Source organism: Runella zeae DSM 19591, from assembly GCF_000423565.1.
GTDB lineage: Bacteria > Bacteroidota > Bacteroidia > Cytophagales > Spirosomataceae > Runella > Runella zeae.
In genome coordinates this window covers 97,432-112,850 of record NZ_AUIF01000035.1, presented here as the reverse complement: position 1 = coordinate 112,850, position 15,419 = coordinate 97,432, and the positions used below count along the sequence as shown (strand labels likewise).

General features: G+C 43.3%; 11 protein-coding genes. 3 read left to right on the top strand and 8 right to left on the bottom strand.

Annotated elements, in window-relative coordinates; all coding sequences use genetic code 11:
- The first annotated feature begins 36 nt into the window (after nucleotides 1-36).
- Both G563_RS0110500 and G563_RS0110495 read left to right on the top strand, forming a co-directional pair.
- Nucleotides 37-711 (top strand): potassium channel family protein, encoded by a 675-nt coding sequence (locus G563_RS0110500; RefSeq protein ID WP_028665282.1) that lies wholly within the window; start codon nucleotides 37-39, stop codon nucleotides 709-711.
- Between the two features lie 215 nt (nucleotides 712-926).
- Nucleotides 927-2,174, top strand: coding sequence for a putative porin (locus tag G563_RS0110495; protein ID WP_037326429.1), 1,248 nt, complete (start codon nucleotides 927-929; stop codon nucleotides 2,172-2,174).
- A gap of 75 nt (nucleotides 2,175-2,249) precedes the next feature.
- Here G563_RS0110495 and lgt read toward each other — a convergent pair whose 3' ends face one another.
- The 6 genes from lgt to G563_RS0110465 all read right to left on the bottom strand — a co-directional run bounded on the left by lgt (nucleotide 2,250) and on the right by G563_RS0110465 (nucleotide 9,087).
- Complete coding sequence (lgt, locus tag G563_RS0110490) at nucleotides 2,250-3,113, bottom strand: prolipoprotein diacylglyceryl transferase (protein WP_028665280.1); 864 nt, start codon at nucleotides 3,111-3,113, stop codon at nucleotides 2,250-2,252.
- Between the two features lie 24 nt (nucleotides 3,114-3,137).
- The gene (locus G563_RS0110485) at nucleotides 3,138-3,335 is read right to left on the bottom strand and encodes a hypothetical protein (protein WP_028665279.1); all 198 of its coding nucleotides are present in this window, start codon (nucleotides 3,333-3,335) and stop codon (nucleotides 3,138-3,140) included.
- Nucleotides 3,332-3,838: an RNA polymerase sigma factor gene (locus tag G563_RS0110480; RefSeq protein ID WP_028665278.1), complete on the bottom strand. Its 507-nt coding sequence runs from the start codon at nucleotides 3,836-3,838 to the stop codon at nucleotides 3,332-3,334. Before G563_RS0110480 ends, G563_RS0110485 begins: the two co-directional genes overlap by 4 nt.
- A gap of 142 nt (nucleotides 3,839-3,980) precedes the next feature.
- Entirely contained in the window at nucleotides 3,981-5,618 is a 1,638-nt protein-coding gene (locus tag G563_RS0110475; protein ID WP_229598480.1) for a hypothetical protein, read from the bottom strand.
- Entirely contained in the window at nucleotides 5,615-7,075 is a 1,461-nt protein-coding gene (locus tag G563_RS0110470) for a BNR-4 repeat-containing protein (protein WP_028665276.1), read from the bottom strand. Before G563_RS0110470 ends, G563_RS0110475 begins: the two co-directional genes overlap by 4 nt.
- 146 nt (nucleotides 7,076-7,221) lie before the next feature.
- Nucleotides 7,222-9,087 (bottom strand): heparinase II/III domain-containing protein, encoded by a 1,866-nt coding sequence (locus G563_RS0110465; RefSeq protein WP_037326426.1) that lies wholly within the window; start codon nucleotides 9,085-9,087, stop codon nucleotides 7,222-7,224.
- A 243-nt stretch (nucleotides 9,088-9,330) separates the two neighbouring features.
- On the opposite strand from G563_RS0110465, the gene G563_RS0110460 reads away from it, so the two are divergent.
- Nucleotides 9,331-9,765, top strand: coding sequence for a DUF3592 domain-containing protein (locus tag G563_RS0110460; RefSeq protein ID WP_028665274.1), 435 nt, complete (start codon nucleotides 9,331-9,333; stop codon nucleotides 9,763-9,765).
- 70 nt (nucleotides 9,766-9,835) lie between these two features.
- Here G563_RS0110460 and G563_RS0110455 read toward each other — a convergent pair whose 3' ends face one another.
- Together G563_RS0110455 and G563_RS0110450 are read right to left on the bottom strand one after the other, a co-directional pair.
- Nucleotides 9,836-11,611, bottom strand: coding sequence for a RagB/SusD family nutrient uptake outer membrane protein (locus G563_RS0110455; protein WP_028665273.1), 1,776 nt, complete (start codon nucleotides 11,609-11,611; stop codon nucleotides 9,836-9,838).
- A 55-nt stretch (nucleotides 11,612-11,666) separates the two neighbouring features.
- Complete coding sequence (locus G563_RS0110450; protein WP_028665272.1) at nucleotides 11,667-14,849, bottom strand: SusC/RagA family TonB-linked outer membrane protein; 3,183 nt, start codon at nucleotides 14,847-14,849, stop codon at nucleotides 11,667-11,669.
- Between the last annotated feature and the right edge of the window lie 570 nt (nucleotides 14,850-15,419).

The following is a 15,419-nucleotide window of genomic DNA, read 5'->3' as shown; positions in this document are numbered from 1 at the left end:
GTATTCTAGTAGCATAAGTTGTACTAGCCCTGTCGTATGCATTCTTCTCCCTCTTCAAAACCCAAATTAGGACTACTCAACTTGATTGTGATTGTATTGTCAATCTACGTGCTGGGTGCGCTTACGATAGATACGGTGTACAAACTGCCCGCCGAAACCTCTACACTTCTCAATTATATCGACAACGCTATATGTGCGTTTTTCTTTCTGGAATTTTGTGTACGGTTTTATCAGGCCGAAAACAAAGCAAGATTCATGCGGTGGGGATGGATTGATTTGATTTCGAGCATTCCGATGGTCGATTTTCTAAGAGCAGGGCGCTTATTAAGACTTATTCGTTTACTAAGGCTTATCAGAGCGTTTCGGTCTATTCATCAGCTCGTTAGTTATATTTTCCGAAACCGCGCTCAAGGCGCTTTTACTTCGGTTTCTATCATTGCTATTTTGTTGATTATCTTTTCGGCTATCGGCATTTTGCAAGTTGAAAAAGACCCCAACAGCAATATCAAAACTGCCGAAGATGCGCTTTGGTGGGCTTATGTGACCATTACGACCGTGGGTTATGGCGACAAATACCCCGTCACTACCGAAGGTAGAATCATCGCCGTGATCTTGATGACAGGCGGCGTAGGACTTTTTGGGACTTTTACTGCTTATGTAGCCTCGTGGTTTGTTAACGACAAAAATGAACAAGCAAACAATCAAGGTTAACCTTTTGGAGAGACGAAAATTACCCAATTATTATTTTTATGTTATTTTTCTTATGGTTTTAGGCGACATAAGGTATTTTTGTAGCTTAGTCAATATGTTACCTCGTGATACCTTTCTCAAAACCTATATTAGTTGTCCTCCTATTGTGCGGTTATTTATCGACAATTGCCCAGAAAAATAATTTTAGTAACAACACAGGTGGCTTACTTACTGATATGATTGACACCACTACGCGCATCGGTAAAACGATGTTGTCGCTCAATAGCAGGCTGGGTAAAATAGGATTTAGCGGGTATATGCAACCCCAGTTTCAAATTGCTCAATCCAAAGGTGCTGACGGTAATATCTATAATGGAGGGGATTTTGGCCCCTATGTCAACAATCGGTTTCGGCTTAGACGTGGCCGCTTTCGGATAGATTTTTCTCATTACAACGACAACGGTCAACCCTCCGTCTATTTTGTTTTTCAATTTGACGGAACTGAGCGCGGTGTCAATATTCGTGACTTATGGGGGCGTTTTTATGAAAACAAATGGGATTTGTTTCATTTTTCGGCAGGAGTTATGGCTCGCCCTTTTGGTCATGAAGTACTTCTATCGTCTACCTTTCGGGAGGCTCCTGAACGGGGCCGAATGTCCCAAATTTTGGTACAAACAGAGAGAGACTTAGGGGTAATGTTTAGCTTCAATCCACGCCGCAAAAACTCCAAATTCAAATGGCTCGGCATCGACCTCGGTATCTACAATGGGCAAGGGCTTACAGGAACTGCCGAATACGATAGCAACAAGGACATAATAGCCCGTATTAGCTCCAAAAAAGTATTGATTAACCCTTCTTTAGGGGCAAGAATTTCGGGGGGTATAAGTGCTTATTTAGGGGGTATTACGAGCCAAAACGCGCTGCTCAATACCACCCAAATCCGCGACGGCATTGCTTATGTCAAAGCAGACTCTGCCCAAAGCAATATTGGAAAAAATGCCCCTCGGCGTTATTTTGGAGCCGACTTCCAGCTTATTTTTCCTAATCAAAAGGGCCAAACGGAATTTAGGGCAGAGTATATCCGGGGTTTACAGACCAGTACTGCCACATCAAGTACTACGCCTGGGAGTTTTCCAGTTACGAGCAGTGGTGCGCCACAGCCATTATATACTCGTTCATTTGACGGAGCCTATTTTTATTTTCTTCAACACCTCTTTAGCACTGATCATCAGCTCATTTTAAAGTATGATTGGTACGACCCCAACACCAAAGTAAGTGGTTTGGGTGTTAGGAACGACAATGGGTTTTCAGGAGCAGATGTTAGATATGATACTTTTGGGGGAGGATACATGCACCACTTCAACCAATATCTCAAAATGATAATCTGGTATGAGCACCCTATCAATGAAAAAACGGCTCTTAAAGGCTATACACAACACCTCAAAGACGGCGTATTTACGCTAAGGACTCAGTTTACTTTCTAGTTTTTTTGAGTCTCAAATGCCCATTGTATGAGACTTTTTTTAAAATAATGCCGCCTTCAACCTTCGGAAACAGCCTCAAATGTCTTTTATCTTTCGACTTCCTTCGGAAAATCTATGTTTTTGTTTTTGGGCATAGAAAAGAATAACAACGCCCATCAAAATAATCGGCAGACTTAGCCATTGTCCCATGTTTAGGGGCATTTTTTCTTCAAAATTTTCCTGAGCATTTTTGAGAAATTCAATCATGAATCGAAAACTGAAAAGCAATAGGATAAATAGCCCCATGATAATACCGTCGGCGAGCTGGTGTCGCTTATATTTCCACAAATAAAAAGTGAACACAAACAAAAACAGGCAGAAAAAAGCCTCGTACAATTGCGTAGGATGACGAGGCACAAGGGGTAGTAAGGTGAAGTCGGTTTCGCGGGCAAAAACAAACCCCCAAGGCAAATCAGTTGGTTTTCCATAAATTTCGGAATTGAACAAATTCCCTACTCTTATCAACGCTCCTCCCAAAGCCCCCGCAATGACTACCCGGTCGGCTACCCAAAAAAACGATGGATTGGTGGGTTGGCGACTGTATAAAAATAGAGCCACTAAAATGGCAATGGCAGCGCCGTGGCTCGCTAATCCCTCAAAGGGCAAACTCAACATCGACCGTAACCACTCCAAAGGATGAGCCAAAAGCAATTGCCATTCATAAAATAAATAGTGCCCTACCCTAGCACCTACAACGGTAGCAATCGCCATGTAAAGTAGCAATGACTCCACTTTGGACACCCCTACTTGGTCTGCTCGAAACAAGAAAGAAACCAGCCGCTCGCCCACCAAAAAGCTACAGGCAAACAAAATACTGTACCAATGAATGGGTAAAGAAATTCCAAAAAGGTCAAAAGAAATGACCCTGGGAGCAATGTCCCAAATAATATAAGCCAGCATAAAAGGAGATTTTTTTTTAGACGTTTAACAACCAGAAGTAATACTTATCAATAAAAAACTCACACAAAAGTGAAGAAAAGGGCGTTGGGCTTTTTGATACCAAGGAACAAAAGCAGGGCGAACTTTAACAATCTGGCTAATAGCCTCTTCACTCCACTCAGACTGCTCATTTACCTGCGTTTTGTAAGAATCCCACAAAGGTTTTAATTCATCTAAATTCATGGCAATTGACTTTTTAAAAGCTTTTCCAATTTGGTCTTGATTCGATTGATTCGGGTACTGACGTTGGTGCGACTCAAATTCAAAATACCAGCTATTTCTTCATAACTGTGCTCTTCCAAATACAGCATCATAATCGCTTTGTCAACGTCGCCAAGCTGCGCAATAGCCTGATACAATTCGTCGGTAGCTTGCGTGAGTTCAAGAGAATGTTCAGCAGCCGAGATCTGATAAGCATCGTCCGAATAAGGCTCGTTTTTGGGACGCAATTTTTCTTTTCTTAGCTTGGCAAATACGGTATTGAGCGAAATACGGTAAATCCAAGTAGAGACTTTAGACTGATGGTTGAAAGAAGGATAAGCTTTCCAGAGTTGAAGCACAATTTCCTGAAACATATCTTTTCGGTCTTCGTATTGGGCAAAATAAAGACTACAAAGACTGTGAACCAGTTTTTGATGATTGGCCATTAACTTCACAAACTCTTCTTGTAACGTAGTTTTGCCCACTGCTAAAGTTGACTAATAGATTCTAAAGTATTAGTTGCAGAAGTTACAATAAAGTCACACGCCTTCAAAAAAAATCGTTACTCATTAAAAATTCACTACCAATATTTAGCCACAGACTAATGTAAAGACCTTTACCATTCCTTTACTTCTGGCAAATCAAACGTAGGGTTTCGTTGGGTTTGAGGACTACATCCCAGCCTTCGAGCAAGGTTTTTCCTTTGACAGTTTGGGTGTTTTTGCCGATAGAAATGCGGTAGGTTTTCTGCGGCTCAATCGCAAACCATTCTTGAAACTGATTGATACGCGGATAATCAACGGGCATATGAAGATGATTGACGTGGTATTGTTCACCAAAAATAAGCTTCCCTTTCCAGCCTTTTTCGGAAGAAATGGCCACGTAAAGCGTATTTTTGGCAATTGAAGCCCCCAAATTTACATCAGACTGCCAATCAGAAAGTCGTACACCGGCAGTTTTCCAGAGGGCATACATAAGCGAAGTCCGGGCAAAGTTGCCATCTCCGTGCCAACCTTCAATGATACCATCGGGTTTTTGATAATTCCATAAAACCTTGATTTCCGAATCTATCCAATCTTTGACCGAAGGTACAGGCTCGCGCAAATACAAATTCAAAGCTCCCTCAATCGCATCAGCGTAGCCATCGGCACTGCCCGATTCCCAATTGTGATTACGATAATGAGGATACAAGGCATTGAGGGTCTTTAAGGTAGCTTCGCGGTAAGCACTTACCTTATCAATCATATAAACCGTGTAAAAAGCATTGAGGGTATAGCCAAAATTGTCGGCCAAACGGGCTTCTATTACTTTGCCCGTCACGGGGTTGATTTCATCATAAAAAAGCCCGTGTTCGTTGCGACCTTTGGCCAAGATAGTATTCAACATCTCATGAATATAAGGCTGCCACTGTCGTTTTTTGGCAGGATTGACTACCGCCACTACCGCATACATTTCCACCAAGCCCGACACGATTTCGCAGCCGTGGTCGCGCAGGCGGAGTCGTTCGGTGGAACGAGTCGGCAAGTGGGCATCGCTTAGGTAATAATCGCCGATTTGGAGACCCCAACGCAACCATTGGGGATTACGGGTCATCCAGTACATACGTGCCAATACCTGCAACAAATCGCCTCCCACTTCTACCACGGCACTTTTGCCATAAAAATCTCCTTTGATTTGCGTGGGTACATCTACTTGCTTGTCAAGGTCGGTTAGTATTCCCAGCATACGCTCCGACCAAGGGCTTGAGCCGAGCCACTCCGTAAGCGGAATGAGTCCGTCTTTCATGTATTCGGCACTGCCAAAAATCACCTGACTGCTGTCGATATGGTCGTTGAGAAATCCTTTTTTACAAAACGAATACGTATCGGGCAGACGGTCGATGCGGGAGGTGAGGCGAGTTTCGGTGGCCAGCATTTCTCGCATTTTACCTTCAAAAAGGGATTTATCAAGCATGGAAGCGGTCATTACCATAAAAGGGTAATTGTCGGCAGCGGCATCATAAGCATTCCAAAAACATTTGCTCTGCGTCAGATTTCGCGGAATAAGTCCCGTTGTGCTGTCGGCCTTACTAAGCCAACCCAACACATATCGATGACACCGTCGAAAGGATTCATTGGCAAGTTTTCCGTTGGCTAGAGCTTGCTCAAAATGCGTTTCGGCAGAAGTAGGGGTTTGCGTATAAACCTGAGCGTTTATTAAGCCAACGCTTCCCAACACCAAGAGAATTTGCCTGCGAACCAAGATTTGGAAGCCCTTTTGCATCATGGATTTATTTTTTGTGGTTTTGCTTTATTTTCACTCATCTGCCTTGGCAAACGAAACACTTCTCCTTTTTGATTGGCAAAATACAAGGATGACTCGGAAGCTTGACGGGCGTGGCCATCGGCCCAAAAAGCATAAAAATCGGGATGAAACGCCTGAGGCCGGCGCACATAAGAATGATTGTAGGCACTATTGGGCGTCAGGATACGCTCTTTTACCCAAGATTTTCCTTGGTTTTTGCTCACCCACACGGCGATGTTTCCGCCTGTACCATAGGGCTGAGGCCCCGCTTCAGTAGGGCCGATGATTTTCCAAGTATTTTGGTTTTCGATATACAAAGACCCCATATCGTAGTTGTGGTCAGCAGTAGTAACCACCTGAATCTCCCATGCCTTCCCATTCCAATACGCCACGTGCCATGTATGCGGGCCTTGTTCGGGGCCAGGGTCGGGGCCTTTGCTCGTTACATACAATATAATAGGATTTCCCTTGGCCGTGTAAGCCACATCGTTGATATACACATTAAGGTTTTGCGAACGATATTCTTTGACCAAACCACCGTTTTGGGGTGTACTTAAGGGAAGATTTATCTTTTCACCTTGGGCATTGTGCCAAGTTTTGCCAAAATCCGTAGTCTCAACATAATAGAGATTGGTGCGATAATCAAGCCCAGCACCTTTTTCGGTATCGGGGTGCATATTGAAAGAAGTGCCGATTTTGTTTTTCCATTGAGCACTCGTTTGATAATGTCCTTCTTCAATAATCCCAATATCTTGAATCGCCGACCATTTGACGCCGTCTTGGCTAGTGATGTAGCCAATGGTTCGGCGAGGTTTTTTGGCACCATATTTCAATACACCTCTTTCATAGTGAGTCATCAAGTGAAAAAAGCCTTTGCCTTTTTGGTAATAACTCTGCAAATAAGAAAAATTGTTGAATGGTACTTCTTTGCCATCTTTAAGGTAAGTAGCGTCAATTTTGTCGAAAGCGTCGATGCTATAAGGGCTACGGCTACGATGCAAATACGAAGGACGCTCCACGCCATGCGAAGTCGAAAATACCCAAATATAGCCTTGGGCATCGATGTTTAAGACGGGGTTGTCGTGAGCATCGTCGGTGGCTTTATCCAAAACGATAGTGGGTCTTGCTACTTCCCCCGTAGCATGGTCAAAATAGGATATTTCGTGAAGGAGACTAGGTTTGGCGTCTTTAGAAGCTCCTCCAAAACAAAAAAAAGTTTTCTTGGCCGTAGGGCTATAGACTGCAAAGGGATTGTGATTGGAAGGATAAGTGCCTAGGCCTCCGCTGTATTTATGAACGTATTCGTTGTTGAGTTTGCCAATATAATACCAAATTCCTCGAAAACCATCGTCGGTTTGATTGAGGGTTTGAGCGTTTGAAATAGTAATTGCTGACAAAACAAATGCACTTATCAGAGCAATAAAGGTGGATTTTTTCATGTAATAGAAATTGGTATAAAAGACTTTCCAAGTTTTAGTCTTGAATCGATAACAAACTTGGAAAGTCTAATCTTATTTTCACAAAAGACTTTCCAAGTTTTGGTCTTGAATCGATAACAAACTTGGAAAGTCTACATATGATTAGCTTATTTTTCCCAATCTTTGAGAGAAGGGATTTTGGTTTCTTTGTTGACAGTAATGCCTTCTGGAATCAACAATACATTGATGATTTGGGAGGAATTCGCTGGCAATGTCACTTCAAAACCTACCAAAGTAGTTCCCGGATTAGGCGCATCGTAGTCGTGCGAAGGTTGGGTTGACCATGTTTTGACTACCACATTAGCCGGCTCTAATACTTTCAGCTGTAGACTTTTGCCATTTTGAGTAAGCATAGCCGAGCCATTGCCTGAAGGCGTCACTTGGGCAGGCGTGACCATCGCCCAGCGTACGGTTGTTGATTTGGCATTAGATAAGATTTCGTCTTTTACCACTACGTATTTGTTATCTACGATTCCTACGCCTCTTTTGGCCGATGCAGCAGCGTTGTTATAGACGGCAGTCATGTCAGTAATAGCTCCTAAAAAAGCGGGCTTATTGATACGACTGGTGATTTTGGCATAACCATCCACGCGTTGATATGAGTTATCGAAGGTAAGAGTACTATGAGCGAGGTTGTTGTACCGATACACGTGCCACCGCTCGGCCTCTTGTTCTTTACCCCAAAGTTTGACCCCTTTGGATTCCAATGATTCGTACTCTTGCATTCCAAAATCCATCGACCATCGCTCGCCGTTGGCATCCATCACAAAAGAACCTATATCCATATGACCATGATTGACGGAAGGCGAACCCGCTTTCAACCCCACATAAATAGCATTAGGGTCGGTCCATGACGAACGCATCATGGCTACGGGGTTTTTACCCTGACCTACCCAAATAAGTTGCTGAGGCACTTCCACTTTATCAAATCGTAGGCCATTTCCCCAAATCAAAGCCGCTGGCAAAATTCGATCTCTACCCGCAGAAGCAGAAATATTTTCGATGGCCTTCTTTTGGAGAAAAAGTAAAGAAGATGCTTTGGTACGATTGGCAAACCAAAAAGTAGCAGGACTGATACCGCCCGTTCCACTACCTGCATCCGAATAATTGAAGGTTTTGCCGGAAGTTCCTACCATATTTTGAAAATAAGTGGCGGTATTGAGAAACCCACGCTCATTAGACAAACCAAACTCGCTGCCTAATGCACGATGAATGGCACTCAAAAACAATACATTGAAACTTGTACCATATCCCCAATACCCATACCCTTCAGGATAAGCACCGTCGGGCTTGTAGTCTTCCATAGGAAGCTTGATAGATTCGATGGCACGGTCGATGATTTGGCGGGCTAGTTCGGGCTGGTCTTCATAAATAGCCAATGCACCGTAGGTCATGCCCGCATTGCATACCTGATTCCAGTTGTGAGAGGCTTTGAGCCAACTATTATACTTAGCATCTTGCGAAGGCTCTATTCCTTTTTTAAGAATGGCTTCGCGAATGATTGGCAGGGAGCTTTTTTGTAAATCATGATACAACCAATCGTAGCCTATCGCTACGGCCATGGTCATCTCGCCCACGTCCAAAAAGTGAGAAGGATTCCAATCCGAAAATTTGGAAACAGTCAGTAACTCTAACTCGGCACGTTCTAAATATTTGGGATTTTGAGTAACGCGATAAGCGTACGAAAGATAAAAAATACGACGTAGTGCTTCGCATGATTTGTCGAGCAAACGGCGCCCAATTTGGATACGTTCCAAAGGTGCCAATGTCAGCATATTTTCACATTCTTGGATAATGACTCCGTGGATTTTGGCCCAGCTGGGGTCGTTTTGAATGTTTTTCTGAATTCCTTTTTCTTCCCCTTTCAATAGCATAATACGAGGATGATTAGGAACAGATTTGAGATGCTGAAGATGCTTGAGTTGGGCAATAGCCGTGGTCGATGCCAATAAAAAAACAAATAAATACTTCATAAAAACAACATTGATAATGGGCGAATAACTACCTTTTGAAACACATTCAGACAGGGATTCTACTCTTTTGGACAGACTTGTGAAGGAGGCAAAAGTATTAAAAACGCTTTATTATATTTTTCCTACTGTTTAATTATGTTTTAGGGGTGTTCAATTTTTTTCATTTTTACTGATTACTATTTTCATAGACTTTTAGGATCTATTTTGATTTATCAAACCTTTACTTTTCTATTTTTCAACACAATGAATCATCTCTTATCGCTCATTCCACCGCAAGTATTTGGAGTGATGGCTTTGGTAGGCACTTACTGCTTTATCCTAGCCTACGAAAAGCAAAACTATATTCGGCGGCTGTTACAAAACGGAACCGAAACGGAAGGTGTCGTGGTCGAACTTCGCTCTCATCCCGACAATGCCGCTCAAGGCCAAGCACCTGTCGTTGATTTTACTTTTCCGAATGGTTCACATCGACATTATTCTACTACTTTTGTTTCACCTTCTCCTTATAAGGTAGGTCAAAAAGTGAGGATTTGGTACAAGTTCCACAAATCAAATCGAGAAGCCACTTTGGCCGACGAAGTACCTGGTACTTTACCCAAAACACTCTTTATTTGGGGCTGTGTACTTTGCTTATTGAGCTATCCTGTTATTGTTATACGGATGCTAGGGTTGTTTTAGACTACTTGATATAGCTATTTTTAATAAGACAAGCGCCCAAAGAGCGCTTGTCTTTTAAAAAATTTCTGGTCTATTGCCAGCCTGGATTCTGTTTTATGGCGGGGTTTTCGGCCAATGAATTCAATGGAATAGGCCACAAATAATGTTTGGCTTCATCAAATACAGGATTGGCATAATCGGTCCCTTGATAAACATCTATGTAGGTTTTCTTAGAAACAGGGTCAACGGCCGTTTTGACGACGGCTCCGGGATAACGAGCTTTGGCGGCATCATCCCAACGCATTCCCATCGTTGGAATCAAGAATTTTTTGCCTTGTTTCCAACGTCTTAAATCACCATATCGGAACCCTTCCATAAACAACTCAATACGACGCTCACGACGAATCTCTGCAATCAAAGGTGATATTCCGTCGGCTGTGTAACGAGGGTCAACGGGTACATTGGCTAGCTTTAAATGAGGCATTTTGACACGGTCGCGGAGCTTATTGATACTAATATCGAGATCGCCTTGGGTCATTTTTCCTAGCTCTGCTTGGGCTTCGGCGTAGTTGAGCAGCGCTTCCGCAAAACGTAAAATAATCGCAGGAGACTCCGCTGTATCAAAAGCCTTTCCAATCATATCGTCGGCATTATAGTGCTTGATGATATGGTAGCCCGTTTCGGAGATATACCCCCCAGCCATTCCCAACACTCTTGGGTAGCTGCGACCATCGGCTAAGTGATATTTATATTTCGCGGCATCAGCAGGGTGTAAGATAGTTTGGCGAAGACGTGGGTCACGGTTTTCAAATACATCCTCGATTTTGTCATCTCCTTTGTAGAGTGGAGATAAAGAAATCGGCAAGCCATCGGTACACAAATAATCTTCTACCAAACTTTTGGTAGCGCCACCCGCATATTCAAAATATGACTGTACGTGGTTGGTAAATACCCCCAACTGGTATTTGCGCCAATACATTACTTCAGGATTTCCAGCAAGATTTAAGACGCGATGATAGGCGTTGTAATCTGTATCAGGATTGCCTGTATTGTAAAGGCGATAAGGGCCTTTGTCAATCAACTCTTTGGCGGCGTCAGCGGCGGCTTGGAGCCACTTGTTGGGGTCAGTACCGCCGTGGTATTTACGCCAAGTGCCTTCAAACAAGCAAATACGCGATTTTACCAAAAGTGCACACCAACGATTGAGACGGCCTGGGGCATTGCCATCGCCCCAGTTATCGGGGAGCTTCGTAGCGGCAAAATTGAGGTCTTCTAGTACTTTTTCCATTGCTTGCTCACGAGGCGTACGCGCCGCAAACAGCTCTTCTGATTCGGTATTGAGTTCTTTATCTACCCAGGGCACATCACCAAATTTTGATACTTTTTCGGCATAAAACCAGCCCCTAAACAAACGAGCTTCGCCGATATAGCGGTCTTTGATATTTTGGGCAATATTAGCTTTGTCATAATTGGCCAAGCCTACATTACAAGCCCGTACAAAGTTCCAACCTTTGTAACCGAACTGCTGAGGAGCAGCGGGAGTCGTGTGTTTTCCTGAACGTACTTGTTGAAAAAAAGCATGACGGGCATGACGAGGAGCCATGTTGTCGGCAAATTCGTCTTGAAACCAAACACTTCCCCAGTGACTATCAAAACCTTGATAATGCCCGTGCAAAATGGGCACATTGTCGTCGTTACGAGCCAAATCGTACAAGCTGTTGTTGTATACTCTTAGGTCGTTTTCGGTATTCCAAAAGGTTTCGTTGGTAATACGGTCAAGCGGATAGCGCTCCAAAAATTCGTCATTACAACCACTAAACAAAAGGGTAGTTGCAAAAATGCCGATAGTAATAATATGTTTTTTCATGTGAATCGCTTTTAAGAATGAATCAATTTCTAATGTTGCTTTATGAATTTCAAAACTAGAAGCTTACATTAGCCCCGAGCGTAACAATACGCTGCATGGGATATTCGATAGCTGCCGACTGAATGGTCTCAGGGTCAAGCGGTTTGCGCATCTTCGTAAATTCCCAGAGGTTCATCCCTGTCGTGAAGATTTGTGCTCTGCTCATCCCAATTTTTTTGAGCAAGCCAGTGGGCAAATCATAGCTAAAGGTGATGTTTTTGAGGCGGATATAGGCTGCACTTTGCAAATACCGCGACTGCACTTGTACGTTTTTCTTGTCGTTTGTAGAAATGTGCGCCGCTGGGAAATAAGCATCGCGGTTATCCTCACGCCATGTATCGGTGATATAATAACGCTCTACGTGCCCTGCATTGAAGGGGAAGAACCAAGTCCAGTTGTCGGAAGTAGGCCAGTGATCTTTTTTGCCGATTCCTTGGAAGAAGACTCCCAAGCGGAAGTTTTTATAACTAATCCCTCCATTGATACCAAATGTATAACGTGGGGTAGAGTTGCCAATGATTTTACGATCTCCAGGGTTGGCGAGGGTATTATTGCCAAGGGTAATGTTGCCATCACCGTTGAGATCTGCGTACTGAATATCCCCCGGACGCCAGTTGGCTCCGATATTGGTTTGTTTGGGGGCTTTGGCTACATCATCAGCCGTTTGGAAAATACCCACGGTTTCAAATCCCCAGATTTCACCCAATTTCTGGCCTACATAATAGGTATTTAAGTTACCTGTTGGGTTGTTGAATTTGGTGATTTCAGCAGTCCAATCCGACAACGCTAAAGTAACGTCGTAGTTCCAATCCCGTTTGATTTTGTCACGCCAAGTCAGCGACAATTCCCAGCCTTTGGTTCTCAAATCGGCCGCATTTTCTTTAGGGGCGGCAGTTCCCAAAATCGCAGGATAGGTTACATCCATCAACATATCTTTGGTATCGCGCGTAAAAATATCAAACGACGCATCCAAACGACCTTTGAACGCTGTCACATCTATCCCAAGGTTTTTGGAGACTACCGTTTCCCATGTCAACGAAGGGCTTACCAATCCAGCCGCCGTTACGATAGGAATCGTGCCTCCTGCAAACATATAAGGCGACTGTCCTGAGCCCATAGTAGCTACGTAAGGGTAGAAATTATTCCCCAAAAGCTGATTGCCCAGCGTACCATAAGATGCTCTAAGTTTGAGGTTGTCAAGCCAGCGGCTTGTACCTGCCATAAAGCTCTCATTGCTAATCCGCCAACCTGCCGAGAAAGAAGGGAAGAAGCCGAAACGGCTAGCTTGTGGGAAGCGCGACGAACCGTCGTAGCGGCCATTTAATTCTATCAAATAGCGTTCTTTGTAGTTGTAATTTAAGCGATAGAAAGCCCCCCGTAGAGCTACGTGCGATTTTGCACCAAAGGTCTGCTGCACTCCTGTTGTGGCGTTGAGGTCAGTCACCAGAGGCGTAATCAAAGCGCGGGCTTGCGCACCAGAATATCTATTTTGGCCTAATTCTTGGTTGAAACCCACCATCGCAGTCATATTATGATTGACAGGCAAAGGCAGTTTGTATTCGGCAAAAGCATTGAATACATAGTACTGGTTATAATTGTTTTCGTTACGAATCCAGTCATCACCACTAAAACCATTGCTGATAAGATTGGCTGCCAACAAGTTAGCATCTACAATATCTACTTTGCTTTGTACATCTTGGTACATCCGATTGAAAATATTGTAAGAGAAATCCGAGCGAATCTTCAATCCTTTCAAAGGCGTGAGTGTCACCCCTTGGGTAAGCCAGATGTCGTTGTTGGTATAAGTAGTACGGCCACCGTCTAACAAGTAGGGGAAGAAATTGGTACCGCCAAAATACTTACCAATGTAAGGGGCGTACTTATCGCGGTCGCCGGGAGTTACGTAATATTCCAAATCAGGGAATTGAATGGGCATGATGGGTGGTACACGCGCCAGCGAGTTAATGTTTACGTCCCAATTGTAGAAGTGAGGTTTGTCGCTATTTTGGGAGTTAAACACCACTTTTGAATCCATGCTTAGCCAATCATTGATTTTAAAATCGGCTTTCATCAAGATATTATAGCGCTTAAACTTCTCATTTTTAGACTTTTCTCTTAAATACCCATCTTTACTAAAATAGCCCAACGACACAAAAAACTTGGATTTTTCATTCCCTCCCGATACCGACAAATCATGCTGAGAAGTCGGCGCAAATTGGGTCATGATTTGCTCTTGGTAATTGTTGAAGCCGTAGAATCGAAGGGTTCCGTTGACGACTTTCCATTGAGGTGCCGTAGCAGGATTTTCGGAATAGGCCTTTGTACCCGCTACCATATCAGCATCATACGAAGGCACGCCACTTGTACGGATGTTGGCCGCGTTACGAGCTTGTACAAACTCATAGGGGTCAGTGACTACATCCATATTGAAAATAGGCTTTGCCAAAGAGGTTTGTGTACCAAAATTGACAGTTACTTTGCCGCTTTTACCGCTCTTGGTAGTCACCAAAACCACCCCAAAAGCCGCCCTAGCGCCATAGACCGCCGCCGCAGAAGCATCTTTCAATACACTGATGCTTTCGATATCGTTGGGATTGATACGGTTCAAATCCATCGGTACGTTGTCGACCAATACCAGCGGTGCGCCACCGTTGATAGATTCATAACCACGGATATTGAACACAACCGCCTGCGCAGGGTCGCCATTTCGCACGTTGACATTTAGGTTTGGAATCACCCCTTGCAACCCTTCTCCGGCATTGGCAATGGGGCGGTTCATAAGACGCTTGCTATCAGCTACCCCAACAGCTCCCGTCAAGTTTACTTTTTCTTGGGTACCATATCCCACCACTACTACCTCTTCCAGGGCTTTAGTATCTACTTCGAGCGCCAAATCAACCACCGAACGCCCTCCCACGGCTATCTCCTGTTTTAGATAACCAATAAAACTCACTACCAAGGTAGCGTTGTTGTTTGGTAATTTGAGGGTATACTTTCCATCATTGTCGGTAGTAGTTCCTTGATTCGTTCCCTTCACCAAAATACTCACCCCTGGAAGAGATTCTCCGTTTTCGGCAGCCGTAATACGACCCGATACATTTTGGGCTTTAGCCACCGTAGCTAAACAAAGCAGAGCGATGATACCTCCCCAAAGGGAATTACGGGCCGTTTGCCAGCAAGTTTGTACTTGTTTTTTCATAATTAAGTTTAAAATTAAGTGAGAAGATAAAAGCTAATTCAAGAAATAAAGTCTTTGAGGAGCACCGACCTTTCTTCCCAACATGCTAAACTCAGAAAGTAAGGTAGTGTACTCTTAATGAGCCTTTAAAATGCAACAACGCATTCATAGGGCACCTATAGAGGGTAGCTTTTTAAGCCACAAAACAAGGAGAAATAAAGGTTGTTTTTCCATTAGAGTACAGAGTTAGTAATTAATAATCACAAACGACACATATCAAAAAAGTACAATAATGGTGTAGAAGCGTCAAGCGAACTTGGTAAGATACAATTTGGCTACTAAAGTGTTTTTTGAAAAAATTTTACTCTAAAAATATAGATAAATCACCATTATTCAATAAAATAAGACAATATTATAAAGACAAAACATAAATTAAGATTTGCAAACGTAACCGCAAACGTTTGCGGACGAGATTCAGAAGAGAAACACTTCTAAAAAAAATCAAATTAATTTTTCAATATAAAATTTTCCAGCTCGGCCTAAGTGCGCAGAAAAATAAAAGGTCTTCTAAATTTTATATTTTGGTAGAAG

Coding starts and splice junctions, on each gene's coding strand:
- G563_RS0110500 (WP_028665282.1), top strand. CDS start 37: ATGCATTCTTCTCCCTCTTCAAAACCCAAATTAGGACTACTCAACTTG.
- G563_RS0110495 (WP_037326429.1), top strand. CDS start 927: ATGATTGACACCACTACGCGCATCGGTAAAACGATGTTGTCGCTCAAT.
- lgt (WP_028665280.1), bottom strand. CDS start 3,113: ATGCTGGCTTATATTATTTGGGACATTGCTCCCAGGGTCATTTCTTTT.
- G563_RS0110485 (WP_028665279.1), bottom strand. CDS start 3,335: ATGAATTTAGATGAATTAAAACCTTTGTGGGATTCTTACAAAACGCAG.
- G563_RS0110475 (WP_229598480.1), bottom strand. CDS start 5,618: ATGATGCAAAAGGGCTTCCAAATCTTGGTTCGCAGGCAAATTCTCTTG.
- G563_RS0110470 (WP_028665276.1), bottom strand. CDS start 7,075: ATGAAAAAATCCACCTTTATTGCTCTGATAAGTGCATTTGTTTTGTCA.
- G563_RS0110465 (WP_037326426.1), bottom strand. CDS start 9,087: ATGAAGTATTTATTTGTTTTTTTATTGGCATCGACCACGGCTATTGCC.
- G563_RS0110460 (WP_028665274.1), top strand. CDS start 9,331: ATGAATCATCTCTTATCGCTCATTCCACCGCAAGTATTTGGAGTGATG.
- G563_RS0110455 (WP_028665273.1), bottom strand. CDS start 11,611: ATGAAAAAACATATTATTACTATCGGCATTTTTGCAACTACCCTTTTG.
- G563_RS0110450 (WP_028665272.1), bottom strand. CDS start 14,849: ATGAAAAAACAAGTACAAACTTGCTGGCAAACGGCCCGTAATTCCCTT.